At 75.9% G+C, this 13,948-nt stretch carries 13 protein-coding genes; 8 read left to right on the forward strand and 5 right to left on the reverse strand.

Features of this window, described 5'->3' with window-relative positions; all coding sequences use genetic code 11:
• Positions 1–93 precede the first annotated feature (93 nt).
• The 4 genes from CO540_RS04565 to CO540_RS04580 are packed head-to-tail and all read left to right on the forward strand — an operon-like array spanning position 94 to position 4,150.
• Positions 94–693, forward strand: a complete 600-nt coding sequence (locus CO540_RS04565; protein ID WP_099161033.1) for a TetR/AcrR family transcriptional regulator — start codon at positions 94–96, stop codon at positions 691–693.
• The gene (locus CO540_RS04570; protein ID WP_099161034.1) at positions 690–2,318 is read left to right on the forward strand and encodes an isovaleryl-CoA dehydrogenase; all 1,629 of its coding nucleotides are present in this window, start codon (positions 690–692) and stop codon (positions 2,316–2,318) included. Before CO540_RS04565 ends, CO540_RS04570 begins: the two co-directional genes overlap by 4 nt.
• Before the next feature lie 9 nt (positions 2,319–2,327).
• Positions 2,328–3,149, forward strand: a complete 822-nt coding sequence (locus CO540_RS04575) for an MOSC domain-containing protein (RefSeq protein WP_099161035.1) — start codon at positions 2,328–2,330, stop codon at positions 3,147–3,149.
• Positions 3,134–4,150, forward strand: a complete 1,017-nt coding sequence (locus tag CO540_RS04580) for a PQQ-binding-like beta-propeller repeat protein (protein WP_157779050.1) — start codon at positions 3,134–3,136, stop codon at positions 4,148–4,150. The genes CO540_RS04575 and CO540_RS04580 overlap by 16 nt, the downstream gene beginning before the upstream one ends.
• Here the strand turns inward: CO540_RS04580 and CO540_RS04585 are convergent.
• Positions 4,137–4,724 carry a GNAT family N-acetyltransferase gene (locus CO540_RS04585; protein ID WP_099161037.1) on the reverse strand — a complete coding sequence of 196 codons (588 nt, stop codon included), beginning with the start codon at positions 4,722–4,724 and terminating at the stop codon, positions 4,137–4,139. The two genes, CO540_RS04580 and CO540_RS04585, sit on opposite strands and share 14 nt — an antisense overlap.
• A 33-nt stretch (positions 4,725–4,757) precedes the next feature.
• Here CO540_RS04585 and CO540_RS04590 point away from each other — a divergent pair, with 33 nt between their 5' ends.
• The gene (locus CO540_RS04590; protein ID WP_099161038.1) at positions 4,758–5,963 is read left to right on the forward strand and encodes a MalY/PatB family protein; all 1,206 of its coding nucleotides are present in this window, start codon (positions 4,758–4,760) and stop codon (positions 5,961–5,963) included.
• Between the two features lie 7 nt (positions 5,964–5,970).
• Here CO540_RS04590 and CO540_RS04595 read toward each other — a convergent pair whose 3' ends face one another.
• Together CO540_RS04595 and CO540_RS04600 are read right to left on the reverse strand one after the other, a co-directional pair.
• Entirely contained in the window at positions 5,971–7,068 is a 1,098-nt protein-coding gene (locus tag CO540_RS04595; RefSeq protein ID WP_099161039.1) for a winged helix DNA-binding domain-containing protein, read from the reverse strand.
• A 40-nt stretch (positions 7,069–7,108) separates the two neighbouring features.
• Positions 7,109–7,693, reverse strand: a complete 585-nt coding sequence (locus tag CO540_RS04600; protein WP_099161040.1) for a DinB family protein — start codon at positions 7,691–7,693, stop codon at positions 7,109–7,111.
• A gap of 90 nt (positions 7,694–7,783) precedes the next feature.
• On the opposite strand from CO540_RS04600, the gene CO540_RS04605 reads away from it, so the two are divergent.
• From CO540_RS04605 to CO540_RS04615, 3 genes are all read left to right on the forward strand, one after another.
• On the forward strand, positions 7,784–8,776 hold the full coding sequence (locus CO540_RS04605) for a WYL domain-containing protein (RefSeq protein WP_172967785.1): 993 nt from the start codon (positions 7,784–7,786) through the stop codon (positions 8,774–8,776).
• A gap of 95 nt (positions 8,777–8,871) precedes the next feature.
• Positions 8,872–12,420 carry a serine protease gene (locus tag CO540_RS04610; protein WP_099161042.1) on the forward strand — a complete coding sequence of 1,183 codons (3,549 nt, stop codon included), beginning with the start codon at positions 8,872–8,874 and terminating at the stop codon, positions 12,418–12,420.
• Positions 12,408–12,764, forward strand: coding sequence for a CU044_2847 family protein (locus CO540_RS04615; RefSeq protein ID WP_099161043.1), 357 nt, complete (start codon positions 12,408–12,410; stop codon positions 12,762–12,764). The genes CO540_RS04610 and CO540_RS04615 overlap by 13 nt, the downstream gene beginning before the upstream one ends.
• Positions 12,765–12,777: 13 nt before the next feature.
• Here CO540_RS04615 and CO540_RS04620 read toward each other — a convergent pair whose 3' ends face one another.
• A complete protein-coding gene (locus tag CO540_RS04620; protein WP_099161044.1) occupies positions 12,778–13,089 on the reverse strand; it encodes an NIPSNAP family protein in 312 nt (103 codons plus the stop codon).
• 9 nt (positions 13,090–13,098) lie between these two features.
• Entirely contained in the window at positions 13,099–13,869 is a 771-nt protein-coding gene (locus tag CO540_RS04625; RefSeq protein WP_099161045.1) for a TetR/AcrR family transcriptional regulator, read from the reverse strand.
• Between the last annotated feature and the right edge of the window lie 79 nt (positions 13,870–13,948).

Raw genomic sequence — 13,948 nt, forward strand, 5'->3', positions numbered from 1 at the left:
TCGCCGAGCGGGATGATGTCAAACGAATCCAGCCAAATTGACTTGTCGATCCGGCCTTGCCGGCAAGGAGTGAACGATGGTTCAATCCTTGGCGTGGTCTACCGGAGCACCGAGCGGGTCAGGGCCCGGCTGGACGCCTCGCGCCGCCGGATCGTCGCCGCCGCGCTGGAGGTGATGGCCGAGCACGGCTACGCCGGCTGCACCGTGGCGGCCGTGGCGAGCCGCGCCGCGCTGGCCACCGGCACCGTCTACCGCCACTTCCCCACCAAGGCCGACCTGTTCGCCGAGGTTTTCCGCACCGCCTCGCAGCGCGAGGTCGACGCGGTCACCCGCGCCGCCGCGCTCGAGACGACCGTCGCCGACCGGGTCACCGCGGTGGTCGAGACGTTCTGCGGCCGGGCGTTGCAGTCGCCGCGCCTGGCCTACGCGCTGCTCGCCGAGCCGGTCGACCCGGCCGTCGACGCCGAGCGGCTGGTCTTCCGCCGGGCGTACGCCCGGGTGCTCGCCGGCCACGTCGCCGAGGGGGTCGCCCGCGGGGAACTGCCGCCGCAGGATCCCGACCTGGCCGCGACCGCCCTGGTCGGCGCGCTGGCCGAGGCGATGGTCGGCCCGTTGTCCGCCGGGATGGCCGGCGCCGGGACCGTCCCCGGCCTGACCACCTTCCTCCACCGCGCGCTGGGAGTCGCACCGTGAGAACACACGAGGTCGTCAACCAGGTCCCCCCGCTGGTCGGCCACGACACCGCCGACGACCCGGCGCTGCTGGAGGGCGTGGCCCGCGAGGGCGCCGGCTGGGCCGTCGCCGAGCTGCACGACCTCGGCCGGCTGGCCGGCGGCGAGCAGGCCGCCGAGCACGGCCGGCTGGCCAACGAGCACCCGCCGGTGCTGCGCACCCACGACCGGTACGGCCACCGCGTCGACGAGGTGGAGTTCCACCCGTCCTGGCACGAGCTGATGCGCACCGCCGTCGGCCACGGCCTGCACGCCGCCCCGTGGGCCGACGGACGGCCGGGCGCACACGTGGCCCGGGCCGCCCGCTTCCACGTGTGGCGGCCCGACGCCGGGCACGGCTGCCCGATCTCGATGACCTACGCGGCGGTGCCGGCGCTGCGGCACAGCCCCGAGCTGGCCGCGCGCTACGAGCCGCTGCTCACCACCACCGAGTACGACTTCGGGCTGCGCCCGCCGCAGACCAAGCGCGGACTGCTCGCCGGCATGTCCATGACCGAGAAGCAGGGCGGCTCGGACGTGCGCGCCAACACCACCACGGCCCGGCCCGAGCCGGACGGCAGCTACCGGCTCGTCGGGCACAAGTGGTTCACCTCCGCGCCGATGTGCGACCTGTTCCTCACCCTCGCCCAGGCGCCCGGCGGCCTCACCTGCTTCCTGGTCCCCCGCGTGCTGCCCGACGGCGCCCGCAACCCGATGCGGCTGATGCGCCTGAAGGACAAGCTCGGCAACCGCTCCAACGCCTCCGCCGAGGTCGAGTACGAGCACGCGGTGGCGTGGCGGGTGGGCGACGAGGGCCGCGGTGTGCGCACCATCATCGACATGGTCAACCTGACCCGCCTGGACTGCGTGATCGGGGCGGCGGCCGGGATGCGTCAGGGCGTGACCACGGCCGTGCACCACGCCACCCACCGGCGGGCCTTCGGCCGCTATCTGGTCGACCAGCCGCTGATGCGCAACGTCCTGGCCGACCTGGCGGTGGAGTCCGAGGCCGCCACCGTGCTGATGACCCGGCTGGCCGGCGCGACCGACCGGTCGGCGCGCGGCGACGACGGCGAGACCGCGTTCAAGCGCCTCGCGCTCGCCGTCGGCAAGTACTGGGTGTGCAAGCGCTGGCCGGGGCACGCCGCCGAGGCGCTGGAGTGCCTGGGCGGCAACGGCTACGTCGAGGAGTCCGGCATGCCGCGACTGTTCCGCGAGTCGCCGCTGAACTCCATCTGGGAGGGTTCCGGCAACGTCGCCGCCCTCGACGTGCTGCGCGCGCTGACCCGGGAACCGCAGGTGCTGGCCGCGTACGAGGCGGAGGTGGCCGCCGCGGCCGGGGCGGACGCGCGCCTCGACGCCGCCGTGCGCCGGGTGCGCGACGAGCTGGCCGACGGGACCGACCTGGAGCTGCGCGCCCGGCGGGTGGTCGAGCGGCTGGCGCTGGTGCTGCAGGGCGCGCTGCTGGTCCGCCACGGCCACCCCGCGGTCGCGGATGCGTTCTGCGCCTCCCGCCTCGCCGGCGACCACGGCCAGGCGTACGGGACGCTGCCGGGCGGCCTCGACCTCGCCGCGATCATCGACCGGGCCACCCCCAAGATCGGCTAGGGTCGCGGCATGCGGCTCGCGTCGGTGCACCTCTACCCGGTCAAGTCCCTCGGCGGCGTCGACGTCGACCGGGCCGTGGTCGAGCCGTGGGGGTTGCGCCACGACCGCCGGTGGGTGCTCCTGCAACCCGACGGCGGCACGCTGACCGCGCGTACCGCGCCGGGGATGCTCGGCCTGACCGCCGTGCCCGACCCCGGATCGATCACGCTGACCGACCGGGACGGCACGTCGCTGACCGTCGCCGAGCCGGTACACGGGCCACCGGTGGCCACCTCCGTGTCCCGGCTGGACACGGTCCGGCTGGCCGGCGACGACGCCCACGACTGGCTCTCCGCCCGCCTCGGCCGGCCGGTCCGGCTGGGCTGGCTGGACGACCCGCGCCGCCGCCCGGTGTCGACCGACCACGGTGGACGCGCCGGGGACCCGCTGAACCTCTCCGACGCCGGCCCGCTGCTGGTCACCACGGCGCCGTCGCTGCGCCGGCTGCGGGACTGGATCGTCGAGGGCGCGCTGGAGCGGGGCGAGCCGGCGCCCGACCCGCTGCCGATGGCCCGGTTCCGGCCCTCCGTGGTGCTGGACGGACCGGTCGCGCCGTTCGTCGAGGACGGCTGGACCCGCCTGCGGATCGGCGCCGTCGACTTCCGGTTCGCCGAACGGTGCGACCGCTGCCAGCTCACGCTGATCGACCCGGTGACGCTGACCAGCGGCAAGGAGCCGATCCGCACGCTCGCCCGGCACCGACGGCAGGACGGCAGGACCTGGTTCGGCGTCCGGTTGATCCCGCTGGGCGGCGGCGAGATCCGGGTCGGCGACGCGTGCCACGCGACGTGAGCCGCCGCCCGGTCGGGCCCGTGCGGGTGCGCTGGCGCCGGCCGACGCACCTGCGTGGCCCGCAGCGTGTCGCGGTCGCGCCCGGACAGGTGGTGGCGCACGAGCGCGGCACCCGGCTGGTGGGATTGGACGCCGCGACCGGTGCCCCGCGCTGGGACGTACCCCTGGGCACCTGGCCCCGGTCGGTCGTCGCGACCGACCGGCGGTGCTGGGCGCTGCCCCAGGACCGTCCCGAGCTGGCCTGCCTCGACCTGGGTGCCGGATCGGCGCTCTGGCGAGCGGCGGTGCCGCCGTTCAGCGGCCACCTGGTGGTGGCCGGGGACACGATGCTTGTGGGCGGGTGGCGTGGGTACACCGCCCTGCGGGCGCTCGACGGACGGACCGGGGACCTCCGGTGGGTCCGGCCCGGCCCGGTGCCCGTCGTGCGGCCCGTGGTGGCGGGAGGTCGGGTCCTCCTGGCCCGGCCGGGTACACCCGAGCTGAGCGTGCTCGACCTCGACGACGGCGGCGAGGTGTTCCGCCGCGACCTGCCCGAGCCGTTCGCGGACCCCGACGACCGTCCGGCGTTCGTCACGCTGGACGCCGACCACGTCCTGGTGCGGTGCGGCCCGCGGTCTCTCTGGCGGGTCCACGTCGGGTCCGGCGACGCCGTCGAGTTCTTCCGCGGCGACGCCGACCTGAGCCCCGACGCGCCCGTCGTCTCCGGTGACCTGGCGTGCGTACGCGACCGCGGGGCCGGCCTGACCGCCGTCGACGCCGGCACCGGGCGCCCCCGCTGGCGGCTCGACGCGGACGGCGACCCGCCGGTCGGCGGCGTGGTGCGGACGGAGAACGGTCACCTGGTGGCGCGGCGGTCGGGGATCCTGGTGCGGGTGGACGACGACGGCGAGATCCACGGGCGGGCGACCGCCGGGCGGCGGCTCGACGGCGTGCGCGCGCTCACCCCCGGCGGCGTGCTGCTCACCGGGCCGGGCGAGTTGAGCGCGGTCACCCCGCCGTGACGGCGCCGCCGGCCGGATCCTGCGCGGCGCGCCACTCCTCGGCCAGGATGGCGAACACGAGCTGGTCGGCCCATCCGCCCCGGAACCGGTAGCTGCGCACGTGCCGCGCCTCCCGCCGCATGCCCAGCCGGGCGGCCAGGCGGGCCGACGCCTCGTTGTCGGCGTGACACCGGACCACCACCCGGCGCAGCCCGAACGCGCCGAACCCCCAGTCGAGCAGCGCCCCGGCCGCCTCGGTGGCCAGCCCACGGCCGCCGTGGTCCGGGTGGAACACGTACCCCAGCTCGCCGGTGCGGTCGGCCCGGCTGCGCCAGACCAGCTCCACCGCGCCGATGACCACGTCCCCGGCCACCACGGCGAGCGTCAGGCAGTCACCCTCCGCGCGCAGCGCGTCCTCCCCCGCCATCGCGACCACCGACGCCCGGGACTCATCCCGGGTACGCGGCGCGGCCCCGAGCATCCAGCGGACCACGTCGGGGCGACGCTGCCAGGCGTGCACGTCGTCGAGGTCGTCGAGGGTGACCGGGCGCAGCCGCAGTCGCGGCGTGCGCAACGGGTACGTCGGGTGGGCCATCGGCCGATCGTAGGGACGCCTAGGGTGGGCCGCATGACGGTTTCCGCCGACGTCGACAACCCGCTCACCCAACTCACGCTCGACCAGCTCCGGCAGCGCACCAGCGTCAAGTGGCGCCTGCACCCGCCGGACGTGCTGCCGCTGTGGGTCGCCGAGCAGGACGTGCCGCTGGCGCCGCCGGTGGCCGACGCGTTGCGCCGGGCGGTCGAGCTGGGCGACACCGGCTACGCGTACGGGACCGCGTACGCGGAGGCGTTCGGTGGTTTCGCGGCGCGGCGCTGGGACTGGGCCGACTTCCCGGTCGGACGGACCACGCTGGTGCCGGACGTGATGATGGGCGCGGTGGAGGTGCTGCGACTGGTCACCGATCCGGGTGACGCGGTGGTGGTCTGTCCGCCCGTCTACCCGCCGTTCTACGCGTTCGTCACGCACGCCGGGCGGCAGGTGGTCGAGGCGCCGCTCGGCGCCGACCTGCGGATCGACCACGCCGCGCTGGAGGAGGCGTTCCGCCGGGCCCGCGCCCTCGGCCGCCGGCCCGCGTTCCTGCTGTGCAACCCGCACAACCCGACCGGAGTGGTGCACCGCCGCGACGAGCTGGAGGCGGTCGCCGAGCTGGCCGCCCGGCACGGCGTCCGGGTGGTCGCCGACGAGATCCACGCCCCGCTGGCGCTCACCGGCGCGCGGTTCACCCCGTACCTGACGGTGGCCGGCGCCGAGGACGCGTTCGCCCTGGTCTCGGCGTCGAAGGCGTGGAACCTCGCCGGCCTGAAGGCGGCGCTGGCCGTCGCCGGGGAGAAGGCCGCGGACGACCTGGCCCGGATCCCGGAGGAGGTCAGCCACGGGCCGAGCCATCTCGGGGTGCTCGCGCACACCGCCGCGTTCCGCGACGGCGGGCCGTGGCTGGACGCGTTGCTCGGCGGGCTCGACGCCAACCGCGCGCTGCTCGGGTCGCTGCTGGCCGACCACCTGCCGACCGTGTCCTGGCGTCCGCCGGAGGGCACCTACCTGGCCTGGCTGGACTGCACCCGGCTCGGCGTGCCCACCGACGCGCCGGCCGGCGGGGTGGCCAGCGACCTGGCCGGGCCGGCGCGGATGTTCCTCGACCGGGCCCGGGTGGCGCTCAGCTCCGGGCACGTCTTCGGCACCGGTGGCACGGGCTTCGTCCGGCTCAACTTCGCCACCTCGCCCGCCGTCCTGACCGAGGCGGTGACCCGGATGGGTCGGGCCGTGGCCGGCTGAGCCGGCGTCAGCGCGGCGACGCGGCGACGCGTACCCGCTGGTTCTCCCCGTCGGAGAGGAACGACGCGACCGCCCGGCCCTCGTCGGCGGCGGCGGCGCGTTCGGCCCGGGTGAACGGCCGCAGCGGCGTGACGGCCACCGTGCCCGCGTCGACGGTCCAGGTGCCCGCCACCCGGCCGTCGAGCAGCACGAACCGCGCCCCGCCGACGGACAGCAGGCGGTGGGCGTCGTCGATGATCCGGGTGCGGTCGTGGTAGCCGAGCACGGCGTTGTCGAAGGCGGGCAGGAACCGCGCCGGCGCGGGGGTGTCGGGGTCCGGGCGGGGCGCGTCGGGGAGGTCGAGCAGCACCCGGCCGCGTTCGTCGCGGAAGGACACCAACTCGTCGCGGACCGCGGCCACCGCCGCGGGCAGCCCGGCGAGGCCGCACCAGGCGCGCAGGTCCGCCGAGGCGGCCGGACCGTACGCGGCGAGGTAGCGGCGGACCAGGTCCCGCCCGACCGGGTCCGTGCCCTCCGGGGCGGGCGGGTCGACCTCCCGGCCCAGCCAGCCGGCGAGCGCGACGGTCCGCACGCCGGCCGTGGTCCGCCACAGCCCGCGCGGCGGCGCCTGCGCGGTGGGGACCAGGGCGATCAGCATCTCGCCCAGGGCCCGCCGGTCCGCCGCCGGCCACCGGTCGGCCAGCACCCGGACGACCTCGGCGGTCGTGCGGGGCGTGCCGTCGGCCAGCGCCGACCGGCCGGCCGCGGCGAGGTCGTCGAGGTCCACCCCGTCGAACTCGCCGCGGTAGACCCCGAGCACCCGCTGCCGCAGCATGCCGGCGTGGCGGGACCGCCACGCCAGCACGTCGTCGGCGGTGAGCAGGTGCACGGTGCGGCGCATCAGGTGGGTCCGCACCAGTCGGCGCCGCACCAGCAGGTCGGACACGTCCGCCGGGTCGACGTCGCGCAGCCGCGACCACAGCCCCACGTACGGCTCCTGCGGCTCCTGGGCCTGCAGGCCGCACAGGTGCGCCACCGCGTCGGCGACCGGCAGGTCGGCGCGGTCGAGCAGCAACTGTCGGGCCAGCGTCGCCCGGTTCAGCGCCCGGTCGTCCAGCACGGTCATGCGGGTTCGGTCCGTCCTCTCCGTCGCGGCGGGGGCTGGCTCAGGTGGTGGTCTGCCCGTCGAGGGTCTCGCGCAGGATGTCCGCGTGCCCGGCGTGCTGCGTGGTCTCGGCGATCACGTGGATCAGCACCGCCCGGGCGCTCATCACCGTGCCGGGCTCGTTCCAGGGCGCGTCGGGTACCGGCCGGGTCGCCGACAGGTCGTCGAGGGCGGCCACGATCTCCTCGGTGCGGGCCGCGACCCGCGCGTACCGGTCGAGGACGGCCGGCAGCGTGTCCTCGGGCAGCATCCGGAAGTCGCGCTCCCGCTCGATCGCCCACCGCGGCAGCTCCCGGGCGGTGCCGGCCAGGAAGTCCTCCCAGGTCACCCCGTCGGGCAGGGCGAAGCTCATCACCTCGGGGCCCTCGACCACGAACCGCAGCCACGCCTCCTCGGTGGACGTCACGTGCTTGACGATGCCGCCCAGGCAGAGCGCGCTGACCGTCGGCCGCTCGCCCGCCTGCGCGTCGGTGAGGCCGCGCACGGTGTTGGTCAGCATGGTCCGGGCGGTGGCGAGCGCCTTGAGCAGGTCGGCCCGCTCGGCGTCGAGGGTGGTGGAGGTCGTGGTCGCGGTGGTCGTCGTCATCGGGGTCCTTCCGGTCGGGATCGGGTACGGGTCCACCGTCGCAGCCGTAGCGGTCAGGATGTGTCCGCTTCTGCGGGCAGAATGCGGGACATGCCGACGACGTCCGCCCGACTGCTCGCCCTGCTGTCCCTGCTCCAGGCCCGTCGGGACTGGCCGGGCGGGGTGCTGGCCGACCGGCTCGGGGTCAGCACGCGGACCGTGCGCCGCGACGTGGACCGGCTGCGCGAGCTGGGCTATCCGATCGGCAGCGCCAAGGGCCCGGACGGCGGCTACCGGCTGGGCGCCGGCTCGGCGCTGCCGCCGCTGCTCTTCGACGACGAGCAGGCGGTGGCGCTCACGGTGGCGTTGCAGACCGCGGCGACCACGGTCACCGGCATCGAGGAGGCCGCCGCGCGGGCGCTGACCACGGTGCGGCAGGTGATGCCGCCCCGGCTGCGCCACCGCGTGGACGCCCTGCGGGTGGTCGCGGTGGAGCGCGCCGGCGCCGCGGCGAAGCCCCGGGTCGAGCCGGGCCTGCTGATGACGCTCAGCGCCGCCGTCCACGCCCGTGAGGTGCTGCGCTTCGACTACCGGAGCGCCGCCGCGGAGCCGGCCGACGACCCGCCGCCGCGCCGGGTGCAACCGCACCACCTGGTCACCTGGAGCGGGCGCTGGTACCTCGTCGCCTGGGACCTGGACCGCGACGACTGGCGCACGTTCCGGGTGGACCGGATCAGCCCGCGTACGCCCACCGGCCCCCGGTTCACGCCCCGGGAGCTGCCCGGCGGCGACGTGGCGGCGTTCGTCGCCGGCCGGTTCCGCGGTGCCACCGGCCCCGGGGACTGGCCGTGCCGGGGCGAGGTGATCCTCGACCTGCCCGCCAAGGTGGTGTCCGCGTGGACCCGTGACGGCCTGGTCGAGGAGCTGGGACCGGACCGCTGCCGGCTCGTCCTCGGCGGCTGGTCCTGGGCCGGCCTGGCCGCGCTGTTCGGCCGCTACGACGCCGACATCGAGGTGGTCGGGCCACCGGAGCTGCGGGACGCCTTCGCGCACCTGGCCCGGCGCTACGCTGCCGCGTCCGCGGGCCCCGGCGTCCGTCCATGATCGAGCGGCGCGAGGTCGCGCCGTCGATCGTGGACAGGGCATGATGGATCCGGGTCCGACGGGGGCACGGGCCACGGACGACCGCGGGGGCCGACGTGACCGTGCGCGAGGCGCGCCAGATGCCGATCGAGTCGGCGCTGGTCCGCGTCTGGCGAGGGGACGCGCCGGTCGGTGCGGGCTTCCTCGCCGGGCCGACGCACCTGCTCACCGCGGCGCACGTGGTGGCCGACGCGCTGGGCCGCCCGTCCGGCGTCCCGTCGCTCACCGGGGAGGTCGAGGTCGACTTCCCGCTGCTCGCGCCCGGCCGCCGGCACCGCGCCGAGGTGGTCGCCTGGCAGCCCGTCGGGGCCGACGACAGCGGCGACGTCGCCGGTCTCCGCCTGCTCGATCCCCCGCCCGAGCAGGCCCGGCCGCTCTCCTTCGCCCGGCACCGCGCGCTGTCCGACGCGCAGCTCGTGATGGTCGGCTTCCCGCCCAGGCTGGAACTCGGCAGCTGGGTGTACGGACGCACCGGAGGCAGCGTCGCCACCGGCTGGGTGGAGATCCTCAGCGACGACCGGCGTCCCTCCACCCTGGACCGGGGCTTCTCCGGCTCGCCGGTGTGGGACACCGAGGTCGACGCCGTCGTGGGCATGGTGGTCCGGAAGGTCACCGGAGCGGCGCCGCGCATCGGCTACCTGGTGCCCACCGACCGGATCCTGCCGGTCTGGCCCGAGCTGGCCCGGTCGGCCGAGAGCGACAACCCGTTCCGCGGTCTGCGGGCCTTCGGCGAACAGGACGCCGACCTGTTCTTCGGCCGCACCGAGCAGGCACGCCGGTTGGCCGAGCAGGCGACGAGCGTCCGCGTGCTCTGCCTGGTCGGTCCGTCCGGCGTGGGCAAGTCGTCGCTGCTGCACGCCGGGGTCCTGCCCCGGCTGCGTGACCGGCCGCGCCTCGGCGTCGCCGTGCTGCGCCCCGGCGACGCGGACACGCCGTTGCTCGCGCTCGCGCTGGCGCTCGACCGGCTCACCGACGCCGATCCGAGCCCCGCCGGGCGGCTCGACCGGGCCACGGGTCTCGCGACCGCGCTGGCGCGGCACCCCGTCGACGCGCTGGCGGCGGTGTCGGCCGCCGCCGGCGTGGACCGCCTGGTGCTGGTCGTGGACCAGTTCGAGGAGGTGTTCACCCAGCCGGCGCCGGCCCGGCGGGCGCTGGTCGAGGTGCTGCGCACCGCCCTGCGGCCGGCCGCGCGGGTGTCGGTCGTGCTGGCGATGCAGGACACCTTCCTCGGCTCCTGCCTGCGCGACCCGGCCATGGCGGAGCTGGCCGCCGGCTGGCTGCCGGCGACGATCGCCGAACTCACCCCCGAGCAGCTGCGGGAGGTGATCGAGGGACCGCTGGCCCGGGTCGGCACGATCGGCGTCGAGCCCGGCCTGGTCGACCGCATCGTCGAGGACGTCCGCGACGCGCCGAACCCGCTGCCGCTGGTGCAGTTCACCCTCACCGAGCTGTGGCAGCGTCGCCGGGCGGGCGCGCTCACCCACCAGGCGTACGACGCGCTGGGCGGCGTGCGCGGGGCGCTGGCCGACTACGCCGAACGGGTGTGGGAGGCCCTCGACCCACCCGCCCGGGCCGCGGCGGAACGGCTGCTCGTGCAGCTCACCCGACCGCTGCCGGAGTCGAACCTGTCGGTGCGCCGTACCGCCGTCCTGGCCGACCTGGACGACGCGCGGCTGGCCGTCGCCCAGCGACTGGCGACGACCCGGCTGCTGGTGCTGCGCGCGGCCGGCACCGTGCCCGGCGTCGAGCTGGCCCACGAGTCGCTGGTCAGCCGCTGGGCCCGGCTGCGCGCGCTGGTCGAGCGCCACCGGGAGTTCCGCATCTGGCAGGACCTGCTCCGGCTGCGGATGGCCGGCACGTCCGGCGACGGGACGGCGCGGCGGTGGCTGACCGGCGCGGACCTGCGCGAGGCCGGCCGGTGGACGGCCACGCACGGCGACCAGATGACCGTCGCCGAGCGGGGGTTCGTCACCGGCAGCCGGCGACGACGCCGACAGCGGGTCGTCGCGGTCGGGGTGACGCTGGCCGTGGCGCTCGGGGTGGTCACGACCACCTGGCGCAGCACCGCCGAGCAGCGCGCGGAGATCGCCGCCGAGGACCTGGCCGCGAAGGCCGCCGCCCGGTCGGCGACCGACAGCTACGGCGCCCGCCAGCTGGCCCTGCGGGCGTGGCGCACCGACCCGGACCTGGATTTCGGCCTGGGGCTGCCCGACCGCTACGACGGCGTCGACGCGCTGGTGCCGAGCTACGAGGGCGGGGTCGGCCGGGCGCCGGAACCGACGCCGTCGGCCGCGACGCCCGAGCCACCCCGGGGCGACTGGTTCGGCACCGATCTGTCGCAGCAGGTCAGCGGCGACGGTCGAGCGCTGGTCACCCTCGACGCCGCCGGCCGGCCCGCGCTGTGGGACCTCACCGACCGGGTCCGGCGCGACGGCGCGCTCACCCGGCTGTCGGCCGGAAACGTCACCACCATGCAGCCGACCGTCAGCCGTGACGGCAACCGGGTGGCCTTCGTTCAGTCGGTGCTGCCGACCCTGCGCACCGACGCTGCGGTGGACGCGGAAGGGCTGCCGAAGCCCGACCCGGCCGACTACCCGACCTGCCGCCCGACGTCGCTCAGTCAGGTGTTGACGTGTCTCGTCGTCTACGACGTGCGGCAGCGGCGGGTGCACAGCGCGGTGGTCCTGGGCGGCCTCGGCGCCGCGTCGCGGATCCGCGACCTGAGCATCGATCCGACCGGCCGGACGATGGCCGTGCTGGTGTCGGGCGCCGCGCCGGGCGAAACCGACTGGACACGGAACACGGTCGTGCTGTGGGACGTGGACACCGGCGCCGAACTGGGTCGGTCCACCCTGCCGTGGCGCAGCCTGATCGGACGTCTGTGGCTCGGCCCGGGCGGCCGGGACGCCCTGCTGATCGAGCTGCCCACCGACGACTCTGGTGCGTTCGGCACCCGGACCGTGCTGTCCGCCGTCACGCTCACCGGCGCCGCCACCCGCCAGGTGCTGGTCGACGGCATCAGCGACGTGGCGATGAGCGCGGACTGGCGCACGGTCGCCGCCACGGTCCGCGACCGCGGCGGCGACCGTGCCCGGGTGACCGTCCTCGACGCTTCCTCGCGGCGCCCGGTCACCCCCGCGCTCACCCTGCGCGACGAGGAACGCAACGGCTCCATCGCGCTGGACGCCACCGGGTCGACCCTGGCGCTCTCCTGGCAACCCGGCGTCTTCAACGCCACCGACACCACCATCACCCACCTGGTTGACACGGCGTCCCGGCTGACCCTCTGGTCGCTGCCCGACGGCGTCCGCGCCGCCGACTCCCACCGGTACGCCGACGGGTGGCGGGCGGCCGTGCCGCTGGGGCGGGCGGCCGACGGGGCCTTCGCGTTGATCCACACCACCACGGTCGGCGTGGTGCTGCCGGCGGCCGGGAAACCGCCGCCGCTGCGCCGGCTGGGCGAGAGGTACCGGGCCCGGCTCACCGATTCGGCGGCGGACGTGATGCCGCGGCTCTGCGCCCTGCTGGCCGACCCGAACACCGACGACGCGGTACGCCCCCTCGTGCCGCGGGACGCCTATCAGGAGGATCTGTGTCCGAGCTGAAACGGTTCGACCTGGACGGAGCGGACTTCGTGCTGGTGGAGGTGGCCACCGACGGCCCCGACATCTCGCCGGTGTCCCGGTCCGGGGACGTGGTGGAGGCCGCCACCGCCTCGTTCGGCGCCGCTCTCCGGCACGTCCGCACCGCGGCCTCGGTGGCGCTGGCCCGGTTCCGCGAGATGGACGCCCAACCCGACGAGATCGCGCTGGAGTTCGGCGTCAAGCTGACCACCGAGGCCGGGGCGGTGATCGCCAGGACCGCCGCCGAGGGCAACCTGAAGGTCTGCCTCACCTGGCGGAAGCCGGGCGCGGAGCCGGCGGAGGCCGGGCGCGCGGACGAGACCTGATGCCCGGTGCTGCTCAGTCCGTCGGCAGGAGCGGACGCATGAACGTGCGGTCGTAGCGCAGCACGCAACCCGACTCGTCGCGGATCCGGTCTGCCGCGACGAACTCCGGGTCCTCCCCGAACCGGGCACGGTAGCGCTCGTACGCGGCCAGGCTCTCGAAGCTGAACAACGCCTCGGCCCGGTCGCTCGCCCCCTCGGCGGGCAGGAAGTAGCCGTGGTGCACGCCGCCGTGCCGCGCCACCAGCCGCATCCAGGCGCGGGCGAACCGTTCGAACGCCTCGATCCGGGCGGGATCGATGGTGTAGTGCACGACGCAGGTGATCACGCGACCACCCTAGGCGTCGCCGATCCGCTCGGCGACCACCACCGAGATGCCGTCGAGCACCCGTTGGAGACCGAACTCGAACGCGTGGTCCGGCCCGTACGCGGCGCCGTGCGCCATGCCCGCGGCCGTGCCCACCCGGGCGGCCAGCGGATAGCTGCCCGAGGTCATGAACTTCTCCAGCCACGGTCCGTGCGTCTGCCACCACTGGTCGTCGGTCATCCCGGTCTCCCGCTCCAGCTCGACCACGTCGAGCGCGGCCCGCGCCGCGCTCTTCGCGTGCCCGAGCACGAGCGTGAGCACCGCGTCCATCTCCACGTCGTCGAGCCCGATGTCGGCCACCGCGTGCAGCTCGTAGTCGTACTTGGCGAGCACGTTCGGGCCGAGCACCGGCCGGGTGGTCTCGGCGCGCAGCAGCCACGGGTGGGCGCGGTAGAGCGCCAGATTGTCCCGGGCGATCCGTTCCAGCCGCCCGCGCCAGCCGCCGGGCACGTCGGCCGGGCGGGGCAGGTCGCCGAGGACGGCGTCGACCATGACGTCGAGCAGTTCGGCCTTGCCGGGCACGTAGGTGTAGACCGACATGGTGCCGACACCGAGCGCCTCGCTGACCCGGCGCATGGTGAGCGCGTCGATGCCCTCGGCGTCGGCGATCTCGACGGCCGTCCGCACGATCCGGTCGACGCTCAGACCGGGCCCGGCGCCCCGGCTCGCCGGCTCCCTGGTGCGCCAGAGGAGGGCCAGGCTACGGGCGGGGTCGGCCTTGCGCCTGCGCTCCTTCGACATGGTGTCGCCATCGTACCGGCCCGGACGTGCCGCGACGTGGGCCGCGGCGGCCGGGAACGGGAAACAAGAATTGTTCGGG

Source organism: Micromonospora sp. WMMA2032, from assembly GCF_002688545.1.
Taxonomy (GTDB): domain Bacteria; phylum Actinomycetota; class Actinomycetes; order Mycobacteriales; family Micromonosporaceae; genus Micromonospora; species Micromonospora sediminicola.